General features: G+C 68.0%; 14 protein-coding genes. 7 read left to right on the top strand and 7 right to left on the bottom strand.

Going from position 1 to position 15,650, the window contains the following annotated elements; genetic code table 11:
- The 3 genes from CRP45_RS29660 to CRP45_RS29670 are packed head-to-tail and all read left to right on the top strand — an operon-like array spanning position 1 to position 4,497.
- Complete coding sequence (locus CRP45_RS29660; RefSeq protein ID WP_179831059.1) at positions 1-1,386, top strand: wax ester/triacylglycerol synthase family O-acyltransferase; 1,386 nt, start codon at positions 1-3, stop codon at positions 1,384-1,386.
- Between the two features lies 1 nt (position 1,387).
- Positions 1,388-3,313 (top strand): asparagine synthase (glutamine-hydrolyzing), encoded by a 1,926-nt coding sequence (gene asnB / locus CRP45_RS29665; RefSeq protein WP_097247979.1) that lies wholly within the window; start codon positions 1,388-1,390, stop codon positions 3,311-3,313.
- Positions 3,310-4,497, top strand: coding sequence for a cytochrome P450 (locus CRP45_RS29670; protein WP_097247980.1), 1,188 nt, complete (start codon positions 3,310-3,312; stop codon positions 4,495-4,497). The genes asnB and CRP45_RS29670 overlap by 4 nt, the downstream gene beginning before the upstream one ends.
- A gap of 117 nt (positions 4,498-4,614) precedes the next feature.
- On the opposite strand, the gene CRP45_RS29675 is transcribed toward CRP45_RS29670, so the two are convergent.
- Positions 4,615-6,888, bottom strand: coding sequence for an MMPL family transporter (locus tag CRP45_RS29675; RefSeq protein WP_097247981.1), 2,274 nt, complete (start codon positions 6,886-6,888; stop codon positions 4,615-4,617).
- A 283-nt stretch (positions 6,889-7,171) separates the two neighbouring features.
- Here CRP45_RS29675 and CRP45_RS29680 point away from each other — a divergent pair, with 283 nt between their 5' ends.
- Positions 7,172-9,211: a CocE/NonD family hydrolase gene (locus CRP45_RS29680; protein ID WP_097247982.1), complete on the top strand. Its 2,040-nt coding sequence runs from the start codon at positions 7,172-7,174 to the stop codon at positions 9,209-9,211.
- A gap of 79 nt (positions 9,212-9,290) precedes the next feature.
- Positions 9,291-9,935, top strand: coding sequence for a TetR/AcrR family transcriptional regulator (locus tag CRP45_RS29685; RefSeq protein ID WP_097247983.1), 645 nt, complete (start codon positions 9,291-9,293; stop codon positions 9,933-9,935).
- Positions 9,936-10,056: 121 nt separating this feature from the next.
- Here the strand turns inward: CRP45_RS29685 and CRP45_RS29690 are convergent, their stop codons facing one another.
- The 6 genes from CRP45_RS29690 to CRP45_RS29715 form a co-directional block, all read right to left on the bottom strand.
- Positions 10,057-10,824 carry an ESX secretion-associated protein EspG gene (locus CRP45_RS29690; RefSeq protein WP_097247984.1) on the bottom strand — a complete coding sequence of 256 codons (768 nt, stop codon included), beginning with the start codon at positions 10,822-10,824 and terminating at the stop codon, positions 10,057-10,059.
- 137 nt (positions 10,825-10,961) lie between these two features.
- Positions 10,962-12,119, bottom strand: coding sequence for a hypothetical protein (locus CRP45_RS29695; protein ID WP_097247985.1), 1,158 nt, complete (start codon positions 12,117-12,119; stop codon positions 10,962-10,964).
- Complete coding sequence (locus tag CRP45_RS29700) at positions 12,116-12,589, bottom strand: hypothetical protein (RefSeq protein ID WP_097247986.1); 474 nt, start codon at positions 12,587-12,589, stop codon at positions 12,116-12,118. Before CRP45_RS29700 ends, CRP45_RS29695 begins: the two co-directional genes overlap by 4 nt.
- A 36-nt stretch (positions 12,590-12,625) precedes the next feature.
- A complete protein-coding gene (locus CRP45_RS29705) occupies positions 12,626-13,204 on the bottom strand; it encodes a DUF3558 domain-containing protein (protein ID WP_097247987.1) in 579 nt (192 codons plus the stop codon).
- 146 nt (positions 13,205-13,350) lie between these two features.
- Positions 13,351-13,551 (bottom strand): DUF397 domain-containing protein, encoded by a 201-nt coding sequence (locus CRP45_RS29710; protein WP_097247988.1) that lies wholly within the window; start codon positions 13,549-13,551, stop codon positions 13,351-13,353.
- Complete coding sequence (locus CRP45_RS29715) at positions 13,548-14,423, bottom strand: helix-turn-helix domain-containing protein (RefSeq protein ID WP_245910575.1); 876 nt, start codon at positions 14,421-14,423, stop codon at positions 13,548-13,550. Before CRP45_RS29715 ends, CRP45_RS29710 begins: the two co-directional genes overlap by 4 nt.
- A 246-nt stretch (positions 14,424-14,669) precedes the next feature.
- On the opposite strand from CRP45_RS29715, the gene CRP45_RS29720 reads away from it, so the two are divergent.
- Together CRP45_RS29720 and CRP45_RS29725 are read left to right on the top strand one after the other, a co-directional pair.
- Complete coding sequence (locus tag CRP45_RS29720) at positions 14,670-15,146, top strand: DNA-directed RNA polymerase subunit beta (RefSeq protein ID WP_067779996.1); 477 nt, start codon at positions 14,670-14,672, stop codon at positions 15,144-15,146.
- Positions 15,116-15,562, top strand: a complete 447-nt coding sequence (locus CRP45_RS29725; protein WP_245910577.1) for a DUF4254 domain-containing protein — start codon at positions 15,116-15,118, stop codon at positions 15,560-15,562. Before CRP45_RS29720 ends, CRP45_RS29725 begins: the two co-directional genes overlap by 31 nt.
- Positions 15,563-15,650: the final 88 nt, after the last annotated feature.

The raw sequence follows: 15,650 nt of genomic DNA on the forward strand, positions 1-15,650 counted from the left end.
ATGGCGATCAAGCGATTGTCGGCCACCGATGCGACCTGGTTGTCGCTCGAGTCGCCGGAAATGCCGATGCACGTGGCGTTCCTGATGGAATTCCACTGTCCCGACGGCGATGCCGAGCGATTCGTGCGCCGCTGGCGGGCGCGGCACGCGGTCCCGTTCACCGCACCGCCGCCGTGGAACCTGACGCCGGTACGCGGCCGCCTCGCCGAATCCCTCGCCCTGGTACGGGAAGTCGACGAGATCGACCCGGCCGACCACATCAGGCAGTGGTCGCTGCCGGCGGGCGCGGGCCGCGACGAACTGGTCGAGCTCGTGACCCGCATCCACCGCGAGCAGCTCGACCTGGGCAAGCCGCCGTGGGAGCTGCACTTCGTGACAGGACAGTCGGCGGACCGCTTCGCGGCGGTGTTGAAGGCGCATCACAGTCTGCTGGACGGTGTTTCGCTGGTGCGCGTCATCACCGGAGGACTGTCCCCCGACGCCGAGGCGCGCGACCTGCCGCCCTTCTTCACCATCGGACCCGAGCCCGACGATGCGGCGCGCGCGAACCGGATCGCCGCGCTTTTCACGGCGGTGCGCGGGTTCTTCGCGGTACTTGCCGGAGTCGCCGGTGCGGCGCGGGATGCGCTGCGGCGCAAGGCGGGACGGGTGACCGCGCAGCAGACCTACCGGCAGCCGCCGTCGGTCCTCGACGGTCCGATCACCGGGGCGCGCGACCTCTCGCTGCGCCGCTACCGGCTGAGCGAGATCAAACGACTGGCGCGCGCCGCGGACTGCACCGTCAACGATCTGGTGCTGTATCTGGTCGCCACGGCGCTGCGCAACTACCTCACCGACCACGCCGAACTGCCCGAGCGCCCGCTCACCGCCGGTGTGCCGACCGACTTGCGCGACGGCGACCAGCGGGCGGGCACCCGCGCCGGGCTGATGTTCACGACGCTGGCGACCGACGTCGAGGATCCGCTGCGACGCCTCGCCGCCGTCAAGGACGCGATCGACGCCGCCAAGCGGCACATGGGCGCGATGTCGCCCGGCGCGGTCATCGGATACGGCCTGGCCACCACCTTCCCGTGGGTCTTCGCGCTGCTGCTCGGCATCCGGTCGGCCCCCTCCTCGCACCCGATGGGCATCTCCAATATCCCCGGCCCACGGGAGACGCTGTTCTGGGACGGCGCTCGTCTCGACGCGATGTATCCGATATCGCTGCTGATGCACGGTAATTCGCTGAACTTCACCTGCTTCGGTTACCGCGACGAGCTGTTCCTCGGTGTGCTCGGCGCGGCCGACAAGCTGCCGCCGATCGAGCACCTGACGGCCGCCGTGGACGCCGCCCTCGCCGAGCTGGACGGTGTCCTCGCGCCCGCGACCGCGGTCGGGCAGTCCTGAGATGTGCGCGGTCTGCGGCATCGTCGACTTCGCGGCGCCGGTCGACCCAGGCCCGCTCGCCGCGATGTGCGCGGTGCTGCGCCACCGCGGTCCCGACGACCATGCCACCTGGCACGACCGGCACGCCGCGCTGGGCTTCCAGCGCCTGTCCATCGTGGACGTCCGGCACGGCGCGCAGCCGACCGCCGACGAGAGCGGCTCGGTCCGTGTGCTGCTCAACGGCGAGATCTACAACCACAAGGCGTTGCGCCGCGCTCTCGCGGCGCGCGGGCACCGGTTCCGCAGCGACAGCGACGCCGAGGTCGTCCCCCACCTGTACGAGGAGTACGGGGACGGGTTCGTCGAACACTTGGACGGCGACTTCGGCATCGCGATCTGGGATGGCGTCCGGCGGCGTCTGACGCTGGCCCGCGATCGCGTCGGGGTCAAACCGCTCTTCTACCACCTGCGCGGCACCCGCCTGACGTTCGCGTCGGAGATCAAGGGCATTTTCGCCTCCGGCGCCTGTACACCGGAGATCGACCCGCAAGGGCTCAGCGACTGCCTGTTCTACGGCCACACGATCGCGCCGGGCACGTTCTGGCGCGACGTACGCGACCTGGAACCGGGCACCGTCCTCACCGCGGACGCCGAGGGCGTCCGGAGCAGGCGCTACTTCCGTGTGTTCCAGCGCGAGGATCCCGACGCGCCGCTGCTCACCGGACGCGCGGCGATCGAGGCGTTCGACGAGCGGTTCACCGCCGCGGTCGCCAAGCGGGTCCCCGACGAGGTGGCCGCTGGCGTCGCGCTCAGCGGCGGGCTCGACTCCTCCGCCATCGCCGCCGTCGCCGCCCGGCGCTGCGACGCGCCGCTGACCACGCTCAGTGTGCGATTGTCCGGCGCGATCCACGACGAGACCGAGATGTCGCGGCTCGTCGCACGCTCGTTGGACGTGCCGAACGTGGAATCGGAGACGACCGGTGCGCGCGTCGGCGAACTGCTGCCGAAGAGCATGTGGCACTTCGAATCTCCGTTCTGGTACGGCGGCGTCGCCTCCCCCTTCCTCGACCTGACCGCGCTCGCCCGAGACCAAGGGCTCAAAGTGGCGATGAGCGGGGACGGCTCGGACGAGCTGCTCGCCGGGTACGACTTCTACCGGTTGCTGCGCCTGAGTTCACGATTGACCGACCTGCGGCTGGACGCGCTGCGACCGCTGGTGTGGCGGCAGGCGACGAAATGGATCGGCGCGCCGAGCGGCATCGACCGCCACCTCGTCGAGATCTCCGCTCGCAGTGCGGGATACACCGAGCGGTACGGCCAGATGCCGCCGTGGGTCTACCTGTGGAGCGCGCTGTCCGGTACCGCGCGGCCAGCCGTGCTCGCCGAGCTGCCCGAGCCGTCGGCACTGCCGCGCCCGCCCGAGCACAGCACGCTGCACCGGCAGATGCACTTCGAGTTCCACACCCGCCTGCCGCACTGGGTGCTGCCCATCTCCGATCGGCTCGGCATGGCGCACGGCCTCGAGGTGCGGGTGCCGTTCCTCGACCGCGACGTCCTCGACGTCTGCGCCGAGCTCGACCCGCGCATGCTGCTGCGGCTCGGCACCGAGAAATACGTGCTCAAGCGGGCGATGGCCGATCTGCTGCCCAGGCGGATCGTCCGGCGGCGCAAGAAGCCGTTCATGACGCCGATCGGCCCGTGGTATCTCAGCGGGCCGGGTGCGCAGCTGGCCGCCGACCACCTCTCCCGCGACGCCGCACGTCGCTACGGGCTGTTCGATCCCGAAGCGACGGAACGGATCTGGCGCACCGCCGTGGACCGGCCCGGCACCTGGGACGGCGTCACGGCCGAATGGGCCGCGATGGCCATCCTGTGCACCCACCTCGTGGTCGACCAGTTCAGCGGCGATCGCTTCACCGCCGACGCGATCACCGGAGCCCCCGCATGACCGTGACGTTGCCGCGTGCCGCCGAATGGCACGAATTCGCCCTGCACGCCGCCGCCCAGCCGGGCTTGGCGCTGCTCGCACCGCTCGGGGCCGCCACCCGCCCGATCCGCAAGGTGCCGAAATTCGGCTGGGTGGTGTCGGATCCGGAACTCGCGCGCGAAGTCCACCGCGACAGCGCGCATTTCAGCATCGCGACAGACGGCGCGTCGGGACACTGGTGGTCGCAGATGCTCGGCGACTTCGGCGCCGAACGCTTCGAGGGCCCCGAGCACCAACGGCTGCGGGCCGGTCTCGGCGATCTGTTCAGCAGGCCTGCTTCCGAGCACTTCGTCGAGGGCGCGGCCGGCGCGCAACTCGAGCGTCTGCGCACCGATCTGGCCGCGGGCCGGACGGTCGACATCGCCGAATTCGGCCGGGTGTTCACCGCGCGCACGATGGTCGACGTGGCCGGTCTGCCGCGCGAAACCAGCACCGACACACCGTATCTGGACCTCTTCGCGGCCATGGAGCGGCTGGCCGACCTGGGCAAGGGCAATTGGGCCACCACCGTCGTTCCAGCACGAAACCAGCGCAAGGGCCGCGAGCTGGCGGCGCTGATCGGCGCGAACGTCGAGCAGGTCTACGACTCGGCCGACTCCGGCACCGTCATCGGACGCTGCCGCGACCTGGGGCTGACACTCGAGCAGACCCGCGGATTCACCGTGCTACTCGTGGTGGCCGGAACCGTCACGCTCGCCAGCACCCTCGGGCGGCTGGTCGCGCTGCTGCACGACACCGGCGACCAGCACCGGCTGCTGGCCGACGCGGGCTTGATCCCCGACGCGATCCGGGAGGGTCTGCGGGTGACGAGCTCGATGCCGGTCGTCGGGCGCGGCGTGATCGGCGATGTCGAACTCGGTGGCAGGCTGTTGCGCTCCGGTGACCGCGTCAAGGTGATGACCTGGTACGTCGACAATTCCGTCGGCAGATTCGACCTGGATCTCGGTTACGTGGCGCGGACGCGGCAGCTGTGGTTCGGCGGCGGCAAGCACTTCTGCCTCGGCGCCGCGCTCACCCACGTGCAGCTGACCCGCTTCCTGGAGACGCTGCTCGCGGCGGGCCGCCCCTGGGAGATCACCCGCCGCCGCTACCGGTTCAACGCGTTCGTCCCGCTCTACCGCAGACTCGACATCCGCTTGCATTGAGACGCCCACCGGCTGGACACGCGACCCGACCAAAGGCCACCGTCACTCGGCCCATGCCGATGAAGGTCACCGTCGGTCGGTTTCACCGGACGCGCCGGTCAGGTGAATGATGGTCACCTACAGCCGGTCTCGCGAGATGAAGGTGGCCTTCGGTCGCGACATCCGCTTGCGCCATCGGGGGGCGGGCAGCCACCAGTTCCAGCGGCCGAGCAACCGGAGGGTGGCCGGTACCAGGACCAGTCGCACGACGACCACGTCGAGCAGGACCGCCACCGCGAGCGCGAACCCGAGCTGTTTCAGTTCCAGGGTGCTCGCGGTGAGGAAGCTGGCGAACACCACCACCATGATCGCCGCCGCCACCGCGACCGGTTTGGCGGTGGCGCCGATCCCGTCGACGACCGCATCGCGGTTGGCCGCGGCCGGATCGGTCCCGCCGCGTGCCACGGCCGAATCCCAGTTCTCCCTGATCCGGCGGATGACGAACACCTCGTAGTCCATGGACAGGCCGAACAGGATTACGAACACGATCAGCGGCATCACGACCTGGACGAATCCGGGACTCTCGAAGTCGAAAAGCGTTTCTCCCCAGCCCCATTGGAACACCGCGACGGTGATGCCGAGCGCGGCCGCTGTGGCGAGCAGGTTCACCGCCACGGCTTTGACCGGCACCGCGACGCTGCGGAAGACGACCAGTAGCAGCGCGAGTGCGCACAGCACTGTGATCACGACGGCAAGCAGATAGGCCCCGCGCACCGCGTCGCTGATCTCGAGCAGACCGGCGGGCGCGCCGCCCACGCTGACCCGCAGGTCATCGGTCGAGGCGGCAAGGGAGCGTGCTCGACCGTCGAGTTCGGCGACCAGGTCCGAGCCCTCCGCCGAGTCGATCAGCGTGCGGGTCACGACGGTCAGGTGGACGCGGCCGTCCGACCACTGCGTCAGCACGGCGGCGATGCGGGGGTCGGCGCGCAGTTCGTCGGCGAAGTTCCGCACGACAGTCGCGCCGCCGGGGTTCAGCGGCCCGCCGTCGGAGCCGGTGGCGACGAACTCCATCGGCGAGAGCATGCCGGACGGGAATTTCTCCGCGACCGTGCGGGCAGCGATCCCGGAGGGATAGTCGGTCAGCGACGCGATGCCCAGGTCGAAGCCGGTGCGCAGCCCGGTCAGCGGCAGCGCGGCCACGACCAGCAGGCTCGCGGCGGCCAGGCCGAAGACGACCGGCCTGCGCATCACCCGACGTGTCCACCGGCGGGCGGCGGCGCTGTCGTCGGAGTCGACGCCACGGCCGCGCACCCGCCAGCGGTTCACGGCGGGTCCGAGCACGGTGAGGACCGCGGGCAGCAGCGTCACGGCGGCGAGCATCGCCGCGGCCACCGCCACCCCGACACCGAGCACGATGCCGCGAAAGACGCCGGCGGGCACCACAAGCAGCGCCGCGAGCGACACGATGACGACCGAGCCCGACGCCAAGACCATGCCGCCCGTGGTGGCCATGGTCGTGGTCACGGCGGCGCGGATAGCGTCGGTGTCGGAGCGGGAGGTCACCCCGTGCGCCGCGAGCTCCTCGCGAAACCTGCTCACCACGAACAGGGCGTAGTCGATGCCGACGCCGAGGCCGATCATGGTGGCGATGGACAGCATCAGCGGGTCGACGGACGTCACGGTGTCGGCGATCAGGAGCACACCGGTGCACGTCAGCAGACCGGCGACAGCCATAAGGATCGGCAGCAGCGCCGCGGCCACCGCACCTAGCGCGAGGACCAGGAGCACGAAAGCCACTGGCATGCCGAGTGATTCGGCACGAAGCGCATCGGCTTGTTCGGCGATGATCACGTCGTTCTGGATCGCGGTGTAGCCGGTGAGATCGACGCGGACCACGTCACGACCGGGCAGCGCGGACAGCACGCTCTGGACGTCGGCGGAGACGGCGACGCGGTGGGACTGGTCGCCCTCGATGGCGACAACGGCCAAGGCGGAGCGATTGTCGGCCGAGATCAGTTGTCGGGCACTGTCGGGAGCGGCGAGCAGCGTGACGCCGTCGATCGATTCGACGGCGTGCCGGGTCCGCTCGATCTGGGCGCGATAGCCGGCGGTGTCCACACTCGCGGTGTCGGAGTCGAAGACCAGCAGCGCCTGTTCGGCCCGCAGACCGGGAAAGTGCTCGGCGATCAGACGCTGCACCTCGACCGATTCCGCGCCGTCCACGGTGAGATCCGGTGCCTGCACGCGCGATTCGAGCACGGGGTAGCCCGCACCGCACAGCGCCAGAACGACCAGCCACACCGCGATCACCGCGCGGGGATGGGTCGTCAGTCGTCGTGTCCAGCGCAGCAGCAGAGTTCGATGCGCGGAAACCGGTGCGGCTGATGTGTTTTCGAGTGCGTCGAGGCTCATCGGGCGACAAGCCCCGGGTCCGAAACGTCAACCATCGCACCGCACCCTTCCCGGCCCAGGAGATCGCTCCACTGAGCGTGGGCCGGTGAATCACCGTACGCAGCAAAGCGATCGAGTGTCACTGCATCGTCGGGAGAACAATCGCCACCGATCTTGTTCGGGGAGACGAACGGTACGTGGGCGTGATGTGAGCCCGGTCATGCTGGCGTGATTTCGTGGCGTAGGTTACCGTTGCGTCACTTATGGGAACGGAGTAGTTCCTCATTGGGAGGGTTTGCAAGGCATGATCAGACGTCGGGGTCCGATCGCTGCGGCGGCCGCAGCACTGTCCGTATTCCTCGTGATGGCAGGTGGGCTGGTGTCCGCGCCGTCGGCCGAGTCGACGCCGACGCGCGCCGGGCTCGACGCCCAGTTCGTCGCCACCCATAATGCGCCGCCCCAGTATCCGAATGTCTTCATCGAATGGGATGTGCCGATCACCATGAGTGACGGCACGGTGCTGAAGGCGAACGTCTACCATCCCGCCGACGCGACGGGTCAGCCGATCCAGGAGCCGACGCCGACGGTCGTCAACCTGACGCCCTACACGAAACTCGTTGCCAACCTGGCCGATTCCGCGCTGGCGATTCCCGGGCTCGCGGACCCGTTGATGCATGTGCTGCGCAATCTGGACTTCTCGGCCTTCGGGATGGGCGGGCTCAGCGATCTGATGCGCGCACTGCCCGGCGGCGCCGCCCGCACCTTCGGCGTGGACCGCAAGCTGATCCAGAGCGGCTACACGCAGGTCGTCGTCGATGTGCGCGGAACCGGTTTCTCGCAAGGTGTTTGGCAGGTGTTCGGCCATCGCGAGCAGCAGGACGGCGCCGAGGTCGTGGACTGGGCGGCAAGCCAGCCGTGGTCGAACGGACGGATCGGGATGAGCGGAATCTCCTACTCCGCCATCAACCAGCTGCACACCGCCGAGCGCAGACCCGCCGCGCTGCGAGCGATCTTCCCTGTCGTCCCGGGCAGCGACCTGATCCGCGACGTCGCGGCGCCCGGTGGCGCGCTCGGCATCGGTTTCATCCCCGAATGGCTCCTCGCGGTCAATGCCTCGAAGTTGCTACCCGACGTGCTGTCCATGCTGACCGGCCGGTTCGACTGGACCTGGCTCGCCGACCGCATCCGTGACCCGTTCACCTTCTTCAACGTCGTCATCGCGGCGCTGGCCACGCCAAGCATCGATCAGATCCCACCGGAGATGCTTGCGGTGCTCGACGACGAGAGCGATCTGCGGACCGCGTGGGTCGGTAACCCGGAGCGGATCCAGACGCCGACCTTCATCTATGGCGGCTGGCACGACATCTTCACCTACTCCTCGCCCCGGGTGTACAACGCGATCGATGTGCCCGACAGCGAGAAGAAGCTGGTGATGGGCGACACCTACCACATCACCACCGGCGCAGGCCTCGGCCTGCCCGGCGCGCCGCCGTCGCTGGACGTGCTGCAGCGCGCCTGGTTCGACAAGTGGCTCAAGGGAATCGACAACGGCATCGACGGCTACGACCAGGTGACGTCGTGGCAGCAGGGCGGCGGATGGAGCGACAGCCCGTCCTTCCCGCGCCCCGGCATGGAGTACCGGCGGCTGTACCTGAACGCGGCCCCCTCGGGCACCGCACCGACCGCCGCGGGCGACGGCTCCCTGACCGCGGCGCCGGGCGGACCCGCACGGCTGACGATCACGCCCGGACTCGCCACCCTGTGCTCACGCGACGCCGCGCACGGCACCGCGGGCATCGTCTCGGCACTCGACATCTGCGCCGAAGACGCGCGGATCAGCGAGGTGAACGCGCTGACCTTCACGACGGCGCCGGTGAACCGGCCGACCCAGATCTCCGGCCCGCTCGCCGTCCACCTGAACACCGTGCTCGACGCCACCGACGGCTACTGGACGGTGACACTGAACGACGTTGCGCCGGACGGCCGTTCGACGGTATGGACGACCGGACAGCGCACTGCCTCGCTGCGCGCGGTGGATGAGGCAGCGTCCACCCGCTCCCCCAACGGCGACTACACCGATCCGTACCCGATCCTGACCCTGGCGAGCCGCGAGCCCGTCGTCCCCGGTCAGCCGACCGTGCTCGACATCGGGTTGTTCGCCACGGACGGCGTGCTCCAGCCTGGCCATCGGCTGCGCATCGACATCTTCGCGAGCAACTTCCCCAGCAGCATCCCGCTGCGCCCGCTGCTGAACGAGAGTGGCCTTCGCCCACAGCATCTCGTGCTGGATCCCAACGAACCGAGCTGGGTCAACATCCCGGTCGAGGGCGATCCCGGCTGGTGAGCGGACCGTGACGGGCCCGCGTCGAGAACGGTGCCCGGCGTGGTTTGTCTCACACCGACGCCGGTGCCACCATGGTGGCGTGACCGTTTCCGAGCTCGGCGCCCCCGGCCGCAAATACCGGGGCGCCGGGCCCGAACAGCGTCAACAGCAGCGGCGCGCCAGACTCGTCGACGCGGCGGTCGAGGAATTCGGCACCCGCGGCTATCGCAACACCACCATCGACGCCGTCTGCGCGCGGGCTGGCGTCGGCAAACGCTACTTCTACGAATCCTTCGACGGCAGTGAGTCTTTGCTGCTCGCCGCGTACGCGGTGGCCACCGATCGGTTGCGCGGATACATCATCGACGGAACCTCGACCTCTCCCGGCACCGTCAGCGCCGCCGTGCACAGCTCGCTGACCGGCTTCTTCCGCGGCATCGCCGAAGACCCTCGAATCGCGCGCATCGCGTTCTTCGAAATACTCGGCATCAGCCCCGCCGTGGACGCCGACTACCGCAGGGTCACAGGATCTTTCGTCGACACCTTCCTCGAACTGACCACCCCGATGATCGACATCGATTCCGTGCCCCCACCACTTCTGCGCACCATCGCCACCGGACTCGTCGGCGCCGTACTCACCATCGCCCAACAGTGGGTACTGGACGACTACCGCCAACCCCTCGACGCCGTCGTCGACAGCGCCCACACGCTCCTGACCTCGGTACTGGAGGGGTTGGGCCGATAACCGAACTCGCCCGCGCTATCACCCGCGCGCGGGATCCCAAGCCCGACTGGGTGTCACCTCCACAGCGTCCGACCAACTGAAGGTCGGATTCAGTCGGTCGACTTCGGCTCATGGATTGTGGTCAGAGGTCGTCGGGGCGGAGGTGGTCGAGGGCGCGGGTGATCCAGGTGGCGAACTGGGTGGTCAAGTCGGCGGGGGTAGTGGGGCGGACGGTGATGTGCTGGCCGCGGAGTTCGGTGTAGCGGCCGTCGCCGGAGATGTCGTGCCACTGCACGACATTGCGGGGTTTGGTGTGGGTGTGCAGGGGTCCGGTCAGCAGGACGGCCGAGCCGCCGCCGTCGGAGGGGCGGCCGAGGAGGCGTTGGTAGCGCTCGCGCGGGGTGTTGCGGGCGTTGTCTTGGAGGTAGCCGTCGCGGCGGGGGCTCAGTTCGTCCGGGTGGAAAGTGGCGGGCTTCTCGGCTCCCGGCGCGCAGCCGGGGATCGACTGCGTCAGGCGGGCGGGCAGCTGGTCGGCGTCGAAGGCGCGCAGGCGGATCGGGCCGTGCTCGCTGTCGGTGCCGTACTGGCTCAACGTGACGGCACGATGCCCGGCGCGAGCGCCGATGATCCGGTACTCGCGCAGGTCGTCGCGACCGGTGCTGGCGCGGTGTTTGCTACTCCCGCCGAGGATTTCGATGCGAAGTTCGGACGCGCCCAGCGTGTGCATGGCGGCGCGGATCTCGTCGAGTTCATCGCCGGAGTACCGCCGCCGCACCGCCTCGCGGTGCGCGGCGAACTCGTCGCGGTAGGCGAAACGGCTGAGATGGCGCAGCGGGCTCGGGATCCGATCGTGCGCGTCACCCAGCCACAGTGCCGCGAAATCGTCTGTCTCCCAGGACCATTCAGACATCCACAACCCTCATATCACATTTCGGCCCGCGGCGACCCGCACGCCTGCTGCCATGCCAAGCCGGCTCGTGAGCCCGGCAAGTAGAACACGGTCCGCGCCGAGTACTCGGGCTCAGCGCGCGGACGCACCCACCGGCGTCAGTCGAGGTCGCCACCGATGACGCCGCCGGGGATCGTCTTCGGGATCTCGCCGAGCAATTCGTCGGTGTTCTCCTGCGTGACAAGGTATTCCGGCAGCTTGTGCTCCTCGTCGTCCTTGCCGCCGCCGCGCGCACCGGGCGCGCCCATGCCCGGCATACCGGCCATGCCACGTGAATTGGCGTTGCTGGCCGCGGCCAGGCCGCCCACCGGGCCTTGGGTACCCGGTGTCGTCGGCACTCCCTGAATGCTGCGGCCCATGCCAGGGGGTGTGCCGGGGACGCCCGGGGTGCCAGGGCCCGGACCGCCGGGCGAACCGGGGCCGGAGGGGAGGCCGCTCGGTACCGTGCGGTTCGGGTCGGTCGGGTTGAGCCCGGCCGGGGTGGTCGATGTCGGGGTCTGGGTGGTGGGGGTGGTTGTCGTGCTGGTCGGGTTCGTCGAGGTGTCGTCGGTGGTCGTGTCCTCGGGAGTTTCCTCGTCCGTCGGCTCCTCGACGGGGGTGTCGGGAACACCGTCGCCGTCGGTGTCGCCCGGTACGCCGGAACCTGGTCCAGGGCCGGGTCCGCCCGGTCCGGGTCCGGGGCCGCCGTTGTATCCGCCGGGTGGCGGGGGCGGAATATCCAGTGAGGAGGTGGGACTCACGGGGGTGGGCAGCACGGGAATCTTGCCGTCGATGTCGGCGAACGGCTTGACGTAGTGCGTCTCCATAGCCACTTGCGCAGCCTGTTCTTCGCTCGACTGTTCGCGCTGGAGTTCCCACCGGTTCGGTGGCCACAGCCAAGATGTCCAGGTGACAACGACCGGGTCGGGCAGGGCCTTCTTGGTGTTGACGATGGCGTCGGCGGCGTCGCGCACGCGGGTGTACAGCTCCGCGAGGATGGGAGTGAGCTCGTCCGCTTTCCGCGTGTAGTCCTGGATCTGTTCCATCGCCTTATCGGCGGCCGGGCCAGACCAAGCTTGCTCCAACGAGGTTCGAATCGAGCGTTCGAAAGTCCGCAGACCCTGATCCCACAGATTGCGCACTTGCCAGTACTGCTGGGCTTGGTTGACCGCATTGGTCACGTCCAGCGGGCTGAAGGCGTCGTTGATGTCGGGATGCTTCCAGCCGTACGGATGTTCACCACCGATGGGGATGCGTGGGCTCTCGTAGCCGGTCATTTGGTCGACCCGTCCGGCAGGATGAACGGGCCGAGCACTTGACCCTCCGGAGGACGCTCCGGCAAGGTCTCGTTCAATCGGTTGAACTCCGCGGCGAAGTTGCTGTCCGCCTGCATCATCCGCTCGCGCACCAGACGGTGCACCTCCTGGATGTCCTCCACGATCTGGTAATGCTGCTCCATGATTTTCCAGACGGAGTTGCCGTCCTCGGCACCATTCGCCTTCGTCTTGAAGCGACCGACAACCGTCCCGCCGGAAACCATTTTGTCGTTGCCCTCACCCAGACCCCAGTGCGGTTGACGGGATACCGCGTCCATGATGCCCTGTATCTGCTGGATCGCGAGTTTGAAGAACTCGCAATCACGATCGATGTAGATGAAATCTTCTGGCTTCATCACAACCGAAAGATTACCTTCGCGCGCCGCAGTGAGCATGTTCGTCATCGGCCTTGGCGCTTGATTTTCAGTCATCTATCCCCCGATTGTGTTGAGGTGCGGTTTGCATATTCAGGCTCCCGCAGGCAACGTAGGCACTACTTTCTCGGCCAGCGTCCGAGTGAGGTTACACGTATCCAAATGGCCGGTGTTCTTTCGAGACGGTGGATTGCTCAGATTGAATTCGAGGCTGCCCCCACGCATCTCGACATTCAACGTACACGCGGCATCGGGATGGTCATCGACCTGACGGGACGATATCGCACGGCGGCCGCCGACCGTGAGCTCCTGCGCCCCAGGGAGATTCTTTCCCTTCACCATATCAACGGTGATATTCGTAGTCTGGATGCTCGCGCTGTAGCCATCAGACTGGACCCATTGGCAGCCTCGCCACTTGATTCCGCCGGACGCATCCGAGTCGGCGGGGATCTTCATCCGCAGCTTTTCTGAATCCAGCACACTTTGCGGGACGTCATCGCATGGCTTGTACCCGGTCGGGACGTCCGCCGCGACACCCGCCCCAGCGTTGGTCGCGGTGGAACTTCCGGACGGCGTCGCATCCCCGCCCACCGACGACCCACACCCCACCAGCACGAACGCGGCTCCCAGCGCGAGAACCCCCACCCGCCACGCATTCGACTTGCTCGTCATCGGCACCTTCACCGCCGGACCCTCGGCGTCACGGGGTGGACCGGCTTCTCCGCCCCCAGCCAACTGCGGCTGAGACTACCACCGGTACGCGAACACTCGCGAGAAGCGGATGCGCCCCGGCACGGAACGTTCCGATTAGGGAATCACTACTGGAATTCGCCACCCCTGACAGCTCTGGTGAACGCCGCCCACTCGTTCCGCGAGAAGGCCAGCGCTCCGCCGACTGGATCCTTCGAATCACGCACACCTACCAGCCCATCTGGGAGGAATGCGACCTCGACACAGTCCTGGTCAGAGCTGCTGTGGCTGCTCTTGAACCACGCCGCATCGGATAGCTTGACGGTCACGCGACGTACTCCTCCGCGATCTCTCGGATGAGGGACAGGCTTCGACTCTCATCCAGCGCCGAACGTTGGATGTCGGCATAGGTCTGCCGGTATTGCAGCACCTCCTCGACCTTCTCAAGGTACAGCGCACCGGTCAGCCCCTGGATGTAAACGACCGGAGGCTCCGTGAGGTGTGCCGTCGGATGCCTCGGGAACTCGAGCAGAACAAACGGCCCGACACGCAACCCGCAGTATGTCTCTGCGCTCAGCGGCACAACGCGCAGCGAAACATTCGATCGCTCACCGACTTTCGCGAGGTGGTTCAATTGGTCGGCCATGACCGAGGGGCCACCGATCGCACGCCGCAACGCTGATTCGTCGATCACCGCCTCGATTTCGAACTTGGCTGCCACGGTATCGAGCTTGGCCTTCCTCCTCATGAACATCTCGATCCGACGCTCGACGTCAGCGGAACTCATTGTGGGAAAGTCCACCCACAACAGTGCCCTCCGATACGCATCAGTCTGCAACAGTCCAGGCAGCAACGTCGTCTGAAACGAAACGATCCTTTTGGCTGCCTCCTCCAACCCCACAAACAAATCGAAGTGCTTGGGGATCGCATCTCCATACGCATGCCACCACCCGGGCCTCCCTGCCTCCTCGGTCAACCCGAGCAGCATCCTCGTCACATCCTCCCCCGCCCCGTAAACCTCGCACAGGCGCTCTATGAACAGCGGGTTCAGACGGACGGGCTGGCCCGTCTCCATCCTCCAGAGCGTCTGTTTACCGACGCCGATCGCCTCGCGAGCGAACTCGGCGCTGACGCCTGACTTTTCGCGCAGCATGCGCAGCTGACGGCCCAGCATGCGCCGCGGCAAGGTCGATCCGGTCACGACAGATTCCCTTTCGTAAGCCTCACTAGTGGCCAGGTATCAAACTGGAACCTAAAGACGGGAATCCTTGGAACCTGGGCGAATTCCGCCGGTTCCGCCACCTCGAACGTTCCCGCCGCGCAATACCCGGTGCTTCACTGAACGCGCCCCGGTCCGACTCAGAAAGTCCTGAAACTCTAACCACCGCAAGGGTTCCAGGTCCAGGACGGTGCGCGTACGTCAGTAATCCGGCGAATCGAGGCTCCCATGAACGACACGGCGTTCGCGGACACCCCGGTGTCCAGATGCACTTACTATCGGCGCACCTGTGGCCTACCGGCGGGCATCGAACCGGAGGCCGGGCGCATCGTGGTCACGGCGGGCTTCGTCGGCGGCGTCACCATGCCCGCGACGCTGGGGCGGCGGGTTCGCGACGAGATGCTGTTCCAGGGTGGCGCGCTCGGTCCGGTCGTCGACCATGTTCGTTCGCGCAGATGGACTTTCCTGTGCCGACCGGACGTCGAGGAGGACGCGGATCTGCGCCTGCGGTTGCTGCGGCTGGACGTCTCGGTCGTCGCGCGCGGCGGCGAGATCGTGCTTCCCTCGCCTACCGACACCGGGTTCCGCCGCTGGGTGAACCCGCCGCGCGATACGTTCCGGCCCTCCGGAGCGAGGATCGTCGCGCTCGCCCTCGCCTGCGCAGGAGTGTCGCGGTGTCGCCCGCCACGACGGACGTCCCGTTGACCGCGCCGCTGCCGACGAGGCGCCAACTCCTGCGCGCCTGCCGGGGCGACGCGTCCGTCGTCCACCCGCTCGCGTCCCACGCCCGCGAACTCACGCTGCTGCACCACCGCAGGCTCGACGGCGACGCGGTCCACGCCATGGATGAACGCCGCGCCGAACTGGTGCGCGCCGTCGACCGCTGGGCGCGCGCACATCTCCCCGTCGCACGCGGCGCCGCGTACCTGCACACCGAGGGACTCGGCACCGTCATCGATCGGCTCGCCGAGCGCACGGCCCACGCCTACACCGCTCTCACGAAGAACTCCGATTGGGACCTGTGGTTCGCGTGGGAACGCTTGGCGGAACTCGCCGTCGCCTACGAAGACCTCGCCGACGAACTACACGCGGGCCGCCGCAGGCTTCCCGACGCGCCTTGACCACACGCCCGTCTGCGCGCGAAACCGACCACCACGAACAACGACGCCCTCCCCCGAACCCGGAGAAGGGCGCCGTTGCGAAACCCCT

This window comes from Nocardia amikacinitolerans (assembly GCF_900215415.1).
Classification (GTDB): Bacteria; Actinomycetota; Actinomycetes; order Mycobacteriales; family Mycobacteriaceae; genus Nocardia; species Nocardia amikacinitolerans.

Coding starts and splice junctions, on each gene's coding strand:
- CRP45_RS29660 (WP_179831059.1), top strand. CDS start 1: ATGGCGATCAAGCGATTGTCGGCCACCGATGCGACCTGGTTGTCGCTC.
- asnB (WP_097247979.1), top strand. CDS start 1,388: ATGTGCGCGGTCTGCGGCATCGTCGACTTCGCGGCGCCGGTCGACCCA.
- CRP45_RS29670 (WP_097247980.1), top strand. CDS start 3,310: ATGACCGTGACGTTGCCGCGTGCCGCCGAATGGCACGAATTCGCCCTG.
- CRP45_RS29675 (WP_097247981.1), bottom strand. CDS start 6,888: ATGAGCCTCGACGCACTCGAAAACACATCAGCCGCACCGGTTTCCGCG.
- CRP45_RS29680 (WP_097247982.1), top strand. CDS start 7,172: ATGATCAGACGTCGGGGTCCGATCGCTGCGGCGGCCGCAGCACTGTCC.
- CRP45_RS29690 (WP_097247984.1), bottom strand. CDS start 10,824: ATGTCTGAATGGTCCTGGGAGACAGACGATTTCGCGGCACTGTGGCTG.
- CRP45_RS29695 (WP_097247985.1), bottom strand. CDS start 12,119: ATGACCGGCTACGAGAGCCCACGCATCCCCATCGGTGGTGAACATCCG.
- CRP45_RS29700 (WP_097247986.1), bottom strand. CDS start 12,589: ATGACTGAAAATCAAGCGCCAAGGCCGATGACGAACATGCTCACTGCG.
- CRP45_RS29705 (WP_097247987.1), bottom strand. CDS start 13,204: ATGACGAGCAAGTCGAATGCGTGGCGGGTGGGGGTTCTCGCGCTGGGA.
- CRP45_RS29720 (WP_067779996.1), top strand. CDS start 14,670: ATGAACGACACGGCGTTCGCGGACACCCCGGTGTCCAGATGCACTTAC.